Here is a 13,179-nt window from a genome sequence, read left to right on the forward strand (position 1 = left end):
ACGGTCAGAACCCCGGGTACTCCCGCATCCGCTCCTCGAACTCGGCGCGGTCGTCCTCGCTGAGCAGCTGCGGCGCGAGGAAGTAGATCTGCAGCCCCTCCAGCGGCTCGCCGGTCTTCGCGCCGTCGGCCTCTCGCTCGGTGCGCAGCTCCCCCGACGGGTCGTTGGAGAGGTCGTACATCACGGCGTAGAAGCGCATCGGGTCGGGATAGTTGTCGGTGTACCACTCCCAGGTGTGCTGCGTGCGCGGGTCGGCCGATCCGTAGAAGTCCTGCAGGACCCCGTCATCGAGACTCGAAGACGGATCGTTGAACGAGTACATCCCGAACATCCCGTACTCGACGAGCACCTCCTCGATGACGCTCATCACGTCGAGCTTGCGCTCGTAGTCCTGGATCTTCTCGTTGGTCATCCACGGCACCGAGATGTACTGCACGAGCATCGATTCGCCGCTGTAGCCGTTGCGCTCCGGGCGCAGATCCTCCGGGCCGACCTCGGTCCAGGTGTACCCGTACCGGTCGCTGAGGCGACTCCTGATCTCGGCCAGCGCCGCATCGCTCTGCGCGCGCACCTCCTCGAGCGAGGGCTGCGCGAGAATCGTGCTCGAGGCGGTGTCCTTGACCCCGGGGAACGCCTCCTCGTGCTTCTGCTCGGAAGTCTTCTGACCGCCGTAACTGCCGGATGCCGACGTCTGCAGCGCGCTCGCCGCACCGACCGTCGCCACGTTCAGCAGCAGCGTGATGACCAGGGCGGATGCTCCGAGCACCCGACCGCGCCTAGTGAACATCGCCCCCACGACGACGCCGAGCACGATCAGCTGCAGGGCCAGCATCGTCGGGCCGTAGAGCAGCTCCGTGCCACCGGCCAGCAGCGCGCCGAGCAGCACCAGCGCGAACAGGATCGCGCTCACCAGGGCGACCCAGCCGATCGCGTTCGCCGGCTGCTTCTCCTTCGCCACCTCCGCGGTGCTGAGGATCGGCGAGGGCGCACCCGTCGGCGCCGTCGCGCGACGTGCGCCGTGGTACCCGCCGGGCGGCGGTACGGGAGGCGCACCCTCGACGCCTGCGATGTAACGTGCGCGCTGCGGATCTACCATGGCTTGTCCGTCCCGCCGCCAGGGCCCTCGTCGTCGCCCTGGTTCTCCTGACGCTCCTCCGCACCCTGCTCGAGCTTCTCCTGCAGCTCATCCAGGTCGTCCTGGCCGGGCTGTGGCTGCTCCTCGCCCTCTTCGCCGCTGTCCGGGTTCTGCTGCTGGTTCTGCTCGCTCTGCTGCTGCTTCTCCTGCAGCCGGTCCTTGATGTCGTCGAGCGTGTCGCTCATGTCGCGGTTCGGATCCGGCGACTGCTGATCGGCGTCTTCGCTGTTGCACTCCTCCGGCGTCTCCGCGGTCACGCGCAACGCCTCGCCGTAGAGCTCTGCGGCGCCCGGACCGTCGCCATCGCTCAGCGCCGCATCGCCCTGCCGCTCGATCACGAGGGCGAGATTGACCCGCACCGCGCACACCTCGAGACCGGATGCCAGCGTCAGCGCCTCACTGAGTTCGCCGCGCGCGGCGACCAGCTCCTCTGCGCCGGCGAGGGAGGTGCCGACGTTGTACGGTGCCTTGAACGGCTCGAACCAGTTCAGGAACTCCTGACCCTGCGCCGCGGTCGTCGAACCCGAGTAGTCGCCGACGACATAGGTCGAGATCGCCTGATGCGCGAAGCCGTACATGCTCAGCAGCTTGCCGACGAACAGCAGCGCGGCCAGCGTGATCGGCAGCGTGCCGATCACGACCCAGCGGCGGATGCTGCGACGCCGGCGATTCGCGGCGAGCAGGGCGGCCGCGGCATCCGCCTGCGTCGGAGTGGGCGTGGGGATCATGCGTCGCCTCCCCGCAGCGCGAGCCCGCGCAGCTGCGCGACGAGCATCGTGGCACGCGCGAGCTCGACGCCCAGCAACAGCACCATGATGATCGCGAACACCCAGTACAGCTCGGTCACGTTGCCGACCTCACCGGATTCGGCGTAGTTGGTCGTCGTCGTGGGCGCCTCCGGCAGGTCGATCGCGGTGCCTGCGTCGCGCACCTGCAGCGGCACGCCGAGCTCATCGGCGATGGTCTGCAGGTTGGCGTCGTCGCGCACCGACAGGGCCGGCTCGCCCTGGTATTCGATGTACCCGGGGTCTTCGGCCTCGAACGAGCCCGACGTGATCCGCATCGGGCCGCCCTCGCTCGTGCCGTAGCCGAGCACAGCGCCGCCGTCGACGAACTCGGCGCTGCCCGCGAACGACTCCGGGTCGCTGGCGGCCGTCTGCTCGCCGTCGCCGAGGTAGAACACCATCCGCGAGCGATCCGGTGCGCTCTGGGCGGCTCCGGCCAGCGTCTCCCGCAGCATGGCGCTGGCGATGCCGATCGAGCTGCCGCGCGAGCGCGAGGTGACCTCGGGGGTCAGGATCTCGAGCGACGACATCAGCGCCGTGGTGTCCGTCGTGAGGGGAAGACGCTGCTCGGCGGCCGCGTCGAAGGTGATGAGCGCGAAGCGCGCGCCCGGGTACTCGTCGACGATCGCCTGCACGTCTGCACGCGCCCCTTCGAGCCGCGGCCGGTCGGCGTCCCAGTCCTCCGCGACGATGCTCGCGGTGGTGTCGAGCACGATCACGACGTCGGTGTCGGTCGCGAGCGTCTGCACCGCCCCGCCCGGGATGCCGGGGCGCAGCAGCATCATGAAGCAGGCGAGCACCATCGCCAGACGCAGCGACCACATGACGGGCCCGGCGCCGGATGCGCTGTCGGCGGGGTGACGCGTCGAGCGCACCAGCATCCACACCGCCAGTCCCGCCATCGGCGCGAACAGCAGCACGAGGAGGAGGACGTTGAGCACGGGCTGGAAGATCACAGGCGTACCCTCCACAGCAGAGCGATGAACCCGAGGGTCAGCACGAGCAGCACGGCGATCCACAGATTGGGGGTGTCGGTCCACACCACCTGCGCCTGGCCGCGCAGCTCGGTGGCATCCTGCTCCTGCACGTCGGCGATGATGTCGGCGACGGTCGTCGTCTCGCGCAGTCCGTACGCCTCGCCGCCTGTGGCGCGTGCTGCCGCGACGAGTTCATCGCTGATCTCGGTGTTGACGCCCTGCACGGGATTCAGTGCGAAAACGCGGACCCCGGCGGATGCCGCATAGTTCGCGGCCTCCTCGAGCGACACGATCGAGGCCCCGGCGAGCTCGTTGTCGGTGGCGAGGATGATGGAGCGGCTGCGCTCGTCGTCCAGGTGGTCGAAGCGCATCGCGCACGAGGCCAGACCGTCGCCGATCAGCGAGGCGCCCGGGCCGTTGAGCGTGCCGACCCAGTGCTCCGGGATCTCCTCCATGAAGTCGAAGCTCGAGCGGATGCTCTCCAGGTGCGTGCGGATGAAGTCGTAGTCGTCGGTCAGCGGGAACACCTGCACCGGCGAGCTGTTGAAGATCGTCAGCCCGATGCGCTCGCCTTCGAAGCCGTCGAGCAGATCCTCGAACACCGTCAGCACCTCGACGTCGACGTCGCTCATGGAACCGGAGACGTCGAGACACAGCATGATGTCGCGGCTGGTGTTGACCGGCTGGATGGTCTGCGATGACATCGGCCGGGCGGCGACGACGCCGCCGACGACGGCGGCGATGATTCCGAGTGCGAGGACTCCGGCCAGCGCCGCGGTCCGCCGCTGCACGGCCCTGTGGAACGACGGCAGCGTGCGCAGACGCTCGGCGCGCGCGATGGGCGCGCTCGGCGCGGCACGGTGACGCGCACTGCGGCGGAGCCCGATCACGAGCCCGACTGCGATCGCGACGACGGAGACCACGGCCGCGACGAGAAGGATCCACCCGTTCGCTAGTGCCACGTCCTCACCACCAGGCGTGCGGCTTCGGCACCGGCGTGCGGGTCGACCGCGGATCCGCGGCGGAAGATGCTCGGGTAGTAGTGTCGGCCCACCGCGTCGACCAGCTCGGGCTGGACCCCCAGGCGCACGAGGTCGTTGAGGGTGAGGACGGGCGCCTCCAGCCCGCTGTACTCGTTCACGAACGTGCGCACGACGCGACTGAGCTCGAGGTTCGCGGCTCGCGCGTCGAGGGCGCCTGACCGGTATGCGCCCTCGATGCGATCGATCTCGCCGTTGTATTCCGTTCGGAGCATGGACAGGACATCGACGGTCGGCGGCGTGGACTGCTCGGCGCCGTGCAGGACGATGCTGCGCTTCGGGCGAGTGAGGAAGAAGAGCAGCCAGCCCAGCAGGATCAGCACCGCGATGATGCCGAGCGCCAGCAGCATCCATCCCCATCCGTACTGCGCCGGAGGGTAGAGCTCGTCAGCTGCGGACATGCGCCCTCCGGTTCAGCATGCGCAGCAGTTCGCCCACCGCGGCATCCTGGGTGTCGAGGGCGGCCCTGCTGATCTCGAGCCGGTCGAGCAGGTCGTCGCGCCGGGCGGCATCCGCCTGGTTCTGGGCGACGATCTCGCCCAGAACCTCCGCGTCGCCGTGCACGAAATCGGGGATCGCCCAGCGGGTGCCGACGTCGGCGCGCGATTCGTGCGAGGCATGGTCGAGCACCGGGTCGGCGTCGCGGAGCGTGACCCAGACGACGTCATGCTGCACGCGCAGCCGGCGCAGCATCCGCTCTGTCTCGTCAGTGACCGGCGCCTCGTCCGTGACGATGACGACGATGCAGCGGCGCGCGATCGTGCGCGCGACGAACGAGAGCAGCGCGTCGCGGTCGCTGGGCGCGCTCGCAGTGGCGATCGCCTGATCGATCGTGCGCAGGGCGTGCTCGAGCGCCCCCTCGCTGCGTCCGGGCGCGCGACGGCGGATGCGCTCCGTGTCGCCGTGGATGACGCTGAAGTCGTCGCCGTGCCGCAGGGCGAGGATGCCGAGGGCGCCAGTGGCGAGGATCGCGAGCTCCTTCTTCGGCTTCTCGTCGTGCGCGAGCGCGGTCATCGACAGTCCGGTGTCGACGACGAACAGGACCGTGTGCATCCGGTTGGCGCGATGCCGCTTGACCATCGGCACGTCCATCCGCGCCGTCGCCCGCCAGTCGATGTCGCGCACCTGATCGCCGTACTCGTACTTGCGCAGGTCCTCGAAGTCGAGGCTGCGACCGTGCAGCAGCGACGCGTACGCGCCGTCGAGTGCGTGCATCGACTTCTGCGACGAGTGGATGAAGAGCTTGCTCTTCACCTGCGTGATCAGGCTGGGCATGGTTACTACGGCGTCGGCACTGCGGAGAAGATCTCGTCGATGATCTCCTCGCTCCTGATGCCCTCGGCATCCGCCTCGAAAGTGAGCAGCACCCGGTGGCGGAGCACGACGTGGCGGAGTGTGCGGATGTCCTCCGGCAGTACATGCGCGCGGCCGTTCAGCAACGCGAGCGCGCGGGATGCCTGGAGGAAGGCGATGCTCGCGCGGGGGCTGGCGCCGTACTTGATGAACCGTGCGCGATCCTCGCCGATGTACGGCGCCGGGTTCCGGGTGACGTACGCGATCGAGACGATGTAGTTGCGGATGGCGGCGTCGACGTAGATGCGGGATGCGACGTCCTGCAGCAGCCGCACGTCCTCGAGCGAGACGGCACTGGCGACGTGCCGGTCGGGGTCGAGCACGCCGGAGTCGATGCGGCTGAGCACCTCGAGCTCCTCGGCGGGGCTCGGGTACTCGACGATCTCCTTGAGCAGGAACCGGTCCATCTGCGCTTCGGGCAGCTCGTACGTGCCCTCCTGCTCGATCGGGTTCTGCGTCGCGATCACCAGGAAGGGCTTCGGCAGGTGGTGCACCTCGCCGCCGATGGTCGTCTGGTGCTCCTGCATCGCCTCGAGCATGGCCGACTGCGTCTTCGCGCTCGAGCGGTTGATCTCGTCGAGGAGCACGAAGTTCGCGTGCACCGGGCCCAGCACGGTGCGGAACGAGCCGGCCTGGGCGTCGTAGATCTGGTTGCCGGTGATGTCGCTGGGCAGCAGATCGGGCGTGCACTGGATGCGCTTGAAGCTCGCCTTGACCGTGTCGGCCAGGGTGGATGCCGCAGTCGTCTTGGCGAGCCCGGGGACGGACTCGAGCAGGATATGGCCGCTCGCGATGAGCGAGATCAGCAGACTGGTGCGCAGGCGGTCCTGGCCGACCATCTTCGCCGAGTAGGAGTCGGAGATGACCTTCAGGATTCTGGAGGCGCGCGCCATCTCGGCGTCGGTGGGGGCGCTTCCCGCGCCAGTCGGCGCGGCCCCGGTCCCTGAGCCTGTCGAAGGGTCCGGAACGCGCGGTGTCGCCGGAGCCGCCGGCGGCCGAGGCGGGGGCGGCGGGGCGGCGGGTGTGCCCGTCGTCTGGGCGTGCGGCTCACTCATCACTGTCTCCTCGCATGCGGGACGGTCGCGCGCCCTCCCTCGGAACAGCGTAATCGTCACACCATGAGGACGATCGTCACATCATGAAGACGGTCACGCTACCGGGACGACGGCGGCAGCTGCATGCGCGACAGCCGCTTCGCGTCGGTGATCGACACGAGCGCGACGATCCGGCCATTGGCGACGGTGCAGGCCATGAGCGCGATCGGACGACCGGTCGGACCCCAGGCGAGGATGCCGGGCCGGCCGTTCACGCTCACCCGGCGCGCCTGGACGCGTTCGGGGTTGCCCTGCCGGACCGCGGTGAGCACTTCGTTCGCGCCGACCATCACGGTCGTGCCGTGCGCGGTGCGGTGCTGCCAGGTCACGTCGGGCGCGAGCGTGCGCATCAGCGCCTCGAAGTCGCCCTCGCGCGCCGCCGTGAGGAAGGCGTCGACGACCTCGCGGCGCCGGCGACGCTCCTCATGCGGCCGGGGCTGCTGCTGCACTTTGCGCCGTGCTCGGCTGGCGAGCATCTTTGCGGCATCCGTCGAACGGTCGAGGATCGGCCCCAGCTCGGAGAACGGCACGGCGAAGACGTCGTGCAGCACGAACGCGAGGCGCTCGGCGGGCTCGAGCGAGTCGAGGACGACCAGCATGGCCATTCCGATAGCGTCGGCCTCGACCGCGGCATCCTCGGGCCCGTCGGCATCCTCCGTGACGATCGGATCGCTGTCGTCGTCCTCCAGCGCCGATTCCGCGCGCGCGGACCTGCTGCGCAGTATGTCGATGCAGATGCGCCCGATGACGCGGGTCAGCCAGGCGCCGAGGTTCTCGATCTCGTCGCCGGCATGCCGGTCCAGCCGCAGCCAGGTCTCCTGCACGGCATCCTCGGCGTCGGCGTGCGAGCCGAGCACGCGCCTCGCGACCGCCAGCAGGCGCGGACGGTGCTGTTCGAACGCGGCGCTGAGTTCGATCTCATCCATCACCGTTACCTTTCCACGTCTTGATCCGTCATCACAGTGACCGGCCCGAACGGGCGAAGCGACCAGAAGGAACCCCATGAACATCGCACTGTGGATCATCACCGGATTGCTGGCCGTGGCTTACGGCGCCGGAGGCGTCAGCCAGATCGTCCTCACCAAGGAGCGCTACCGATCGCTGGCGACCAGCCAGCACTGGGTCGACGACTTCGACGCAGGGCACATCAAGGCGATCGGAACGATCAAGCTCGTCGGTGTCGTCGGCCTCGTGCTGCCGCCGCTGGTGGGCATCGCCCCGATCCTCTCGCCGATCGCGGCGTGCGGACTCGCCCTCCTCATGGCCGGCGCGGCCACGACGAGGTTCCGCCGCAGCGAGTGGGCGTTGATGGCCGGGGACACCGCCTTCATGCTGTTGTTCGTCTTCGTGGCGTGGGGTCGGTTCGCGTTCGCGCCCTATGGCGGGTGATCGCGGCCCGGCCACCGTGATCGCCAGGATCTTGCTCGGAGTCTCATACTTGTGCAGTCCTATATATGTGTTGTCTAATAGCGGCATGCAACTTCGCCACACGATCCTCGGCTTGCTCGATATCTCGCCCCAGAGCGGTTACGACCTCGGCCGTGCCTTCGCCGGTTCCGTTGCGCACTTCTGGCACGCCGACCAGTCGCAGATCTACCGGACCATCGATCGCCTGGAAGTCGACGGCGCCGTGGCGACCGAGGTGGTGGTGCAAACCGGACGCCCGGATCGTCGCGTGCACGCGTTGACGGAGGCCGGGCGTGCCGAGTTGCAGGAGTGGCTGCGGTCGCCGGTCGAGACTCCGCTGCCGAAAGAGCCGTTCCTGGCCAGGTTGTTCTTCGCCGAACCGCTCGGTGCCGAGGGGGTTCTCAGGCTGCTCGATGAACGGGCGGATGCCGTCCGCACCGAGCGTGCGCAATTGGATGACCTGCCCCGTGCCGCCGATGGGTCACGCGCCGCAGAAGGGCTCGGTGCCGTCCTGCGCACGGCGACGCTCGACGCCGGTCTTCGTGCGGCCGACGCGGAGCTCGCCTGGCTCGACGATGTCAGGGCCGCCGTGCAGACGCGGATGCCGTGATGGAGAGGTATCCGGTCGAGCACGGCGCACGGAGCGGGGAGTCGATCATCCTGCTGCACGGCGGGAACGTGGGCAACTGGATGTGGGAACCACAGGTCGAAGGACTCGCCGGCCGCCACGTCATCACTCCGGATGTGGTCGCCTTCAGCTCGCGCTCCGCAGAACCGTGGCCGGGGCTGCGCGCGGCAGCGGACGATATCGCCGGCATCATCCGAGCATGCGCGATCGATGGACGCGCGCACGTCGTGGGGCTGTCGATGGGCGGCGTCATCGGAGTGCACCTGGCGATGCGGCATCCCGACGTCGTGCGCTCGTGCATGGTGACCGGGGCGATGATGACCGGCGTGGGCGGATTTGAGCGCCGGCTGGCGGAGCTGCAGCTGCGGTTCTGGGACCGGCGCTGGTTCTGGAGCGCACAGGCGACGATGTTCCGGATTCCCAGCGACGCGCGCGGGCTGTTCATCAGCGATGGGATGGGCGTCGACCGGGCTGCCGCGAGCGGCATGTACCGGGAGATCTTCGATGGCTCGATGCCTGAGGGCCGCAGCGCCTACTCCGGACCGATGCTCGCGATCGCCGGCGAGAGGGAGTCCAAGAGCGTGGTCGCGGCGTTTCCGGCGCTCGTGGCGGCGATGCCGCAGACGCGCACGTGGATCGCGCCCCGCATGCGCCACGTGTGGAACATCCAGGACGCGGATCTGTTCACGAAGACGATCGTGGACTTCGTCGATCGCGACGTCGTCCCACCCACACCACGAACGCCGCCACCGCGATGATCGCGACGGCGATACCGACGATGTACGCGATGACGCCGAGGTAGCCGCCCTGCAGGTGCGGGTCGAGGAACGGGTACGGGTACCACCACGGGCCAGCCCCGTGAGCGCCGTGGTCACCGCCTTGCGCGCCGCCGCATCCGCGTGACGAGAACGCCGAGCAGAGAGAGCGCCCCGCCGATGAACATCATCGGCGTCGGCACCTCGCCGAGGATCATCCACGACATCAGGATCGCGATCGCCGGCACGACGTAAGTCGTCGCCGAGGTCTGTCCGGCGGTGCTGCGCTGAAGCACGTACGCCCAGGTGGTGAAGGCGATCGCCGTCGGGAAGATGCCCAGGTATACGACCCACAGGGTCGCGTCCAACGGCGCGGTATGCAGGTCGGCGACGAGACGGCCCGCTCAGGGCAGCAGGGCGACCGTGCCCGCGATGGCCCCGAGCCAGGTCAGAGTCGTCGCGTCGACCCCCGAGGTGAGCAGATGCTTCTGCACCAGCGTGCACCCCGCGTACATCACGGCGGCGAGCAGAGCCAGCAGCAGACCGGTGATGTCGAGCCCGGCGTCCGCGTCAAAGTTCATCCCGATCAGCACCACGCCGAGGAAGGCGATCGGTGCCCCGACCAGCAGCGGCTTGGGGAAGCCCTCGCGGAGGAAGAGGCCGCTGAAGACGACCACCATGAGAGGCGCGAGGTTCACGACCATCGCCGCCGTGCCGGCGTCGAGCGTGCGCTCGGCACTGTTCAGCGCCAGGTGGGCCCACGCGGCCAGAGGCTCAGCGCAGCGCGAAGCGATGCGCGGAGTGGCCGTGGGGAGAGACGCAGAACCAGCCGACGCCCCACACGATCACCAGCAGCCAGTGACGACGCGCCGGCAGACGGATGCCGTGCCTGAGGGCGAGGATGCTGAGCGCGGCCGCGCCGACGGCCATGCGCAGCAGTGCCAGTGCGCCCGCGTCGAAATGCGGGCCGGCACCGCGGATGCCGATGAAGGCCGATGCCCACAGCACGACGGTCACGAGAGCCGCGATGAGGGTGAGCGACCCGCGCGATCGCGGCACGGTCTCGTCTGACACGTGCGGTGCGGGGCGGATCGGCGATTTAGGCATGACCTGATCCTCGCAACGACCACCGACACCGTCGATCGGCCGGGAGGTCGACTGCCGTTCATTTCCTGCCAGCTTCGGGTGCGCCGTTTCGCCCAGGCAGGCGCTTCAGACCGCTTCGCTAGGATGGAATCGCCCGTTCGGGCCAGCTCATCCGCCGGTGCAATCCCGGCGAGAAGCACCATCCAGGGGGAACACCCATGCCAGGAATCGTGATCATCGGCGTCCAGTGGGGCGACGAGGGCAAGGGAAAGGCAACCGACCTGCTCGGTGACCGGACCGACTGGGTGGTGAAGTTCAACGGCGGCAACAACGCCGGTCACACGGTCGTGGTCGGCAACGAGAAGTACGCGCTGCACCTGCTGCCGTCCGGCATCCTGTCTCCCGGCGTCACGCCGGTCATCGGGAACGGCGTCGTCATCGACCTCGAGGTCCTCTTCGACGAGCTCACCGCGCTCTCCGCACGCGGCATCGACGTCTCCAAGCTCAAGGTGAGCGCCAACGCGCACATCATCACGCAGTACCACCGCACGCTCGACAAGGTCACCGAGCGCTTCCTCGGCAAGCGCAACATCGGCACCACCGGCCGCGGCATCGGCCCGGCCTATGCCGACAAGATCAACCGCGTCGGCATCCGAGTGCAGGACCTCTTCGACGAGAACATCCTGCGCCAGAAGGTCGAGGGCGCGCTGGATCAGAAGAACCACCTGCTGGTGAAGGTGTTCAACCGCCGCGCCGTCACGTGCGACGAGATCGTGGAAGACCTGCTGTCGTACGCCGAGCGGCTGCGTCCGATGGTCGCCGACACCGGGCACCTGCTCGACGAGGCGCTCGACCGCGGCGACATCGTCGTGTTCGAGGGCGGTCAGGCGACCATGCTCGACATCGACCACGGCACCTACCCGTTCGTCACCTCGTCCACCGCGACCGCGGCGGGGGCGGCATCCGGCTCGGGTGTGGGGCCGGGGCGGCTGGATCGCATCGTCGGCATCGTCAAGGCGTACACGACCCGCGTCGGCTCCGGTCCCTTCCCGACCGAGCTGTTCGACGAGCAGGGCGACTGGCTGCGCTCGGCCGGCTTCGAGTTCGGCACGACCACCGGCCGGCCGCGCCGCGTGGGATGGTACGACGCCCCGATCACGCGGTACGCCACGCGCATCAACGGCATCACCGACCTCGTACTCACCAAGCTCGACATCCTCACCGGGCTCGACCGGATCCCGGTGTGCGTCGCGTACGACGTCGACGGCACCCGCTTCGACGACGTGCCGGTGAACCAGACCGAGTTCCACCACGCGAAGCCGATCCTCGAGTACTTCCCCGGGTGGAAGGAAGACATCTCCACCGCCCGCACGTTCGAGGACCTGCCGCAGACGGCGCAGGACTACGTGCTCGCGCTCGAGAAGATGAGCAGGACCCGTATCTCCGTCATCGGCGTCGGCCCGGAGCGCGACCAGGTGATCGTCCGCCACGACCTCGTGTGACTCTTCGCACCGTTGGGGAGGGGCGCAGATGGTCGCTGAACCGCGTCCGGTGAGGCATTTAGCGCCCCCTCCCGCGGGGCGCCGTCCGGGAGGGGCGCAAATGGTCGCCTCAGCGGCGCGGAAGAGACCAGATGCGACCCCCGGCAGGGCTCGAGCGTGAGGATGCCATGACGCAGTTCTGGATCGGCGGGTACGGGCCGGACATGGACGGGGATGCCGGCGGCATCGGCCTGCTCGAAGGCGATGAGGGCCGCGAACCCGCGACGCTCGCGTACCGCGGAGTCGTCGCCGCGGCCGCATCGCCGTCCTGGCTCACCGCGCACCCGAGTCTCGACGTCGTCTACGCCGCGCTCGAGGGGTCGGGAACGGTGCAGGCGTTCGTGCGGAACGGCGAGCGGTCACTGACCTCGATCGGAGACGCGATCGATGCGGGCTCCGGCGTGTGCCATCTGGCCGTCGCGCCCGGCGGCGGATACCTGGTGGCGAGCTGTTACGGCGACGGGCGCGTCGTGCGCATCACTCTGGATGCCGCCGGACGGCTCGGCACGGCGTCGGCGGGGGATGCCGCGACCGATCCCTACGGGACCGATGCCGGTGACGACCAGCCGCGGGCGATCGACTTCGCCGAGGTGCTCGCGTCGCTGAAGGAGCCGCAGAGCGAGGCCCCGCGCACCGGACTGCTGTTGTTCGACGAGGCGCTCGGGCTGAACACGGCGCCCGCTACAGAACCGGAGCCTGAGCCCGAACCCGTCGAAGCCCCATCCCGCGCCTCGCACGCGCACGCCGCGGCGTTCCTTCCGGACGGCCGCATCGCGACCACCGACCTCGGGCTCGACCTCGTGCGCGTCTGGCGCCCCGGCCGGTCCGGGCTCGTGCTCGACCACCAGATCGTGCTGCCGCACGGTGTCGGACCGCGGCACATGGTCGTGCACCCCAGCGGTCACCTGCACGTGGTGACCGAGTACTCCTGCGAGGTGTTCACGCTCGCCGCCGGAGCGGACGGACGGTGGACGCTCGCCGCGGCGACGACCGTGAGCCCGGCGGCTCAGGTCGGCGTCGACTTCCCGTCCGAACTGTCGCGGTCGCGCGACGGCGAGACGCTCTATGCCGGGGTGCGCGGCAGCAACACGATCGCCGCCCTGCGCGTGCGAGGAGCCGGTGAGCTCGTCGAGCCATTCGCGCTCGCCGAATCGGGTGTGGACTGGCCGCGGCATCACCTCGTGCACGACGGATCGCTGCTCGTCGCCGGGCAGCGGTCGGGTGAGATCGCCGTGCTCGACCTCGACGAGCGCACCGGCGCGCCCCGCGGCATCCGCCACCGCACTGCGGTGCCGTCGCCGACCGGCATCCTGCTCGCCCGCTGACACTGATCGCGGCCGTTCGCCGGCGCGGTTCGCCGGTTCCGGCGACACGCATG

Annotated in this window: 16 protein-coding genes; 5 read left to right on the forward strand and 11 right to left on the reverse strand. The window is 69.2% G+C overall.

The window, feature by feature from the left end:
• Positions 1-4: 4 nt before the first annotated feature.
• The 8 genes from IM776_RS00380 to IM776_RS00415 all read right to left on the reverse strand — a co-directional run bounded on the left by IM776_RS00380 (position 5) and on the right by IM776_RS00415 (position 7,310).
• Positions 5-1,096 (reverse strand): hypothetical protein, encoded by a 1,092-nt coding sequence (locus tag IM776_RS00380; protein ID WP_194421131.1) that lies wholly within the window; start codon positions 1,094-1,096, stop codon positions 5-7.
• Positions 1,090-1,863: a hypothetical protein gene (locus tag IM776_RS00385; protein WP_194421132.1), complete on the reverse strand. Its 774-nt coding sequence runs from the start codon at positions 1,861-1,863 to the stop codon at positions 1,090-1,092. The genes IM776_RS00380 and IM776_RS00385 overlap by 7 nt, the downstream gene beginning before the upstream one ends.
• Positions 1,860-2,876: a vWA domain-containing protein gene (locus IM776_RS00390; RefSeq protein WP_194421133.1), complete on the reverse strand. Its 1,017-nt coding sequence runs from the start codon at positions 2,874-2,876 to the stop codon at positions 1,860-1,862. The genes IM776_RS00385 and IM776_RS00390 overlap by 4 nt, the downstream gene beginning before the upstream one ends.
• A complete protein-coding gene (locus IM776_RS00395) occupies positions 2,873-3,859 on the reverse strand; it encodes a vWA domain-containing protein (protein ID WP_228479825.1) in 987 nt (328 codons plus the stop codon). The genes IM776_RS00390 and IM776_RS00395 overlap by 4 nt, the downstream gene beginning before the upstream one ends.
• Positions 3,850-4,338, reverse strand: coding sequence for a hypothetical protein (locus IM776_RS00400; protein WP_194421134.1), 489 nt, complete (start codon positions 4,336-4,338; stop codon positions 3,850-3,852). Before IM776_RS00400 ends, IM776_RS00395 begins: the two co-directional genes overlap by 10 nt.
• Positions 4,325-5,212, reverse strand: coding sequence for a DUF58 domain-containing protein (locus IM776_RS00405; protein ID WP_194421135.1), 888 nt, complete (start codon positions 5,210-5,212; stop codon positions 4,325-4,327). Before IM776_RS00405 ends, IM776_RS00400 begins: the two co-directional genes overlap by 14 nt.
• Before the next feature lie 5 nt (positions 5,213-5,217).
• Positions 5,218-6,345, reverse strand: coding sequence for an AAA family ATPase (locus IM776_RS00410; protein WP_422730925.1), 1,128 nt, complete (start codon positions 6,343-6,345; stop codon positions 5,218-5,220).
• A 98-nt stretch (positions 6,346-6,443) separates the two neighbouring features.
• Positions 6,444-7,310: a sigma-70 family RNA polymerase sigma factor gene (locus tag IM776_RS00415; protein WP_194421136.1), complete on the reverse strand. Its 867-nt coding sequence runs from the start codon at positions 7,308-7,310 to the stop codon at positions 6,444-6,446.
• Positions 7,311-7,386: 76 nt separating this feature from the next.
• Between IM776_RS00415 and IM776_RS00420 the strand changes: the two genes are divergently transcribed.
• The 3 genes from IM776_RS00420 (at position 7,387) to IM776_RS00430 (ending at position 9,177) form a co-directional block, all read left to right on the forward strand.
• Positions 7,387-7,773, forward strand: coding sequence for a DoxX family protein (locus IM776_RS00420; protein ID WP_194421137.1), 387 nt, complete (start codon positions 7,387-7,389; stop codon positions 7,771-7,773).
• Between the two features lie 85 nt (positions 7,774-7,858).
• On the forward strand, positions 7,859-8,401 hold the full coding sequence (locus tag IM776_RS00425; protein WP_194421138.1) for a PadR family transcriptional regulator: 543 nt from the start codon (positions 7,859-7,861) through the stop codon (positions 8,399-8,401).
• Complete coding sequence (locus IM776_RS00430; protein WP_194421139.1) at positions 8,401-9,177, forward strand: alpha/beta fold hydrolase; 777 nt, start codon at positions 8,401-8,403, stop codon at positions 9,175-9,177. The genes IM776_RS00425 and IM776_RS00430 overlap by 1 nt, the downstream gene beginning before the upstream one ends.
• A 113-nt stretch (positions 9,178-9,290) precedes the next feature.
• Here IM776_RS00430 and IM776_RS15800 read toward each other — a convergent pair whose 3' ends face one another.
• From IM776_RS15800 to IM776_RS15810, 3 genes are all read right to left on the reverse strand, one after another.
• On the reverse strand, positions 9,291-9,542 hold the full coding sequence (locus tag IM776_RS15800) for a DMT family transporter (protein ID WP_228479826.1): 252 nt from the start codon (positions 9,540-9,542) through the stop codon (positions 9,291-9,293).
• 36 nt (positions 9,543-9,578) lie between these two features.
• Positions 9,579-9,872, reverse strand: a complete 294-nt coding sequence (locus IM776_RS15805) for a hypothetical protein (RefSeq protein ID WP_267237930.1) — start codon at positions 9,870-9,872, stop codon at positions 9,579-9,581.
• Positions 9,873-9,948: 76 nt separating this feature from the next.
• Entirely contained in the window at positions 9,949-10,281 is a 333-nt protein-coding gene (locus IM776_RS15810; RefSeq protein WP_228479827.1) for a DMT family transporter, read from the reverse strand.
• Positions 10,282-10,478: 197 nt separating this feature from the next.
• Between IM776_RS15810 and IM776_RS00440 the strand changes: the two genes are divergently transcribed.
• A complete protein-coding gene (locus IM776_RS00440; protein ID WP_194421140.1) occupies positions 10,479-11,762 on the forward strand; it encodes an adenylosuccinate synthase in 1,284 nt (427 codons plus the stop codon).
• Between the two features lie 131 nt (positions 11,763-11,893).
• Entirely contained in the window at positions 11,894-13,126 is a 1,233-nt protein-coding gene (locus IM776_RS00445; protein ID WP_228479828.1) for a lactonase family protein, read from the forward strand.
• The last annotated feature ends 53 nt before the right edge of the window (positions 13,127-13,179 follow it).

Source organism: Microbacterium abyssi (genome assembly GCF_015277895.1).
GTDB classification, from domain to species: domain Bacteria; phylum Actinomycetota; class Actinomycetes; order Actinomycetales; family Microbacteriaceae; genus Microbacterium; species Microbacterium abyssi.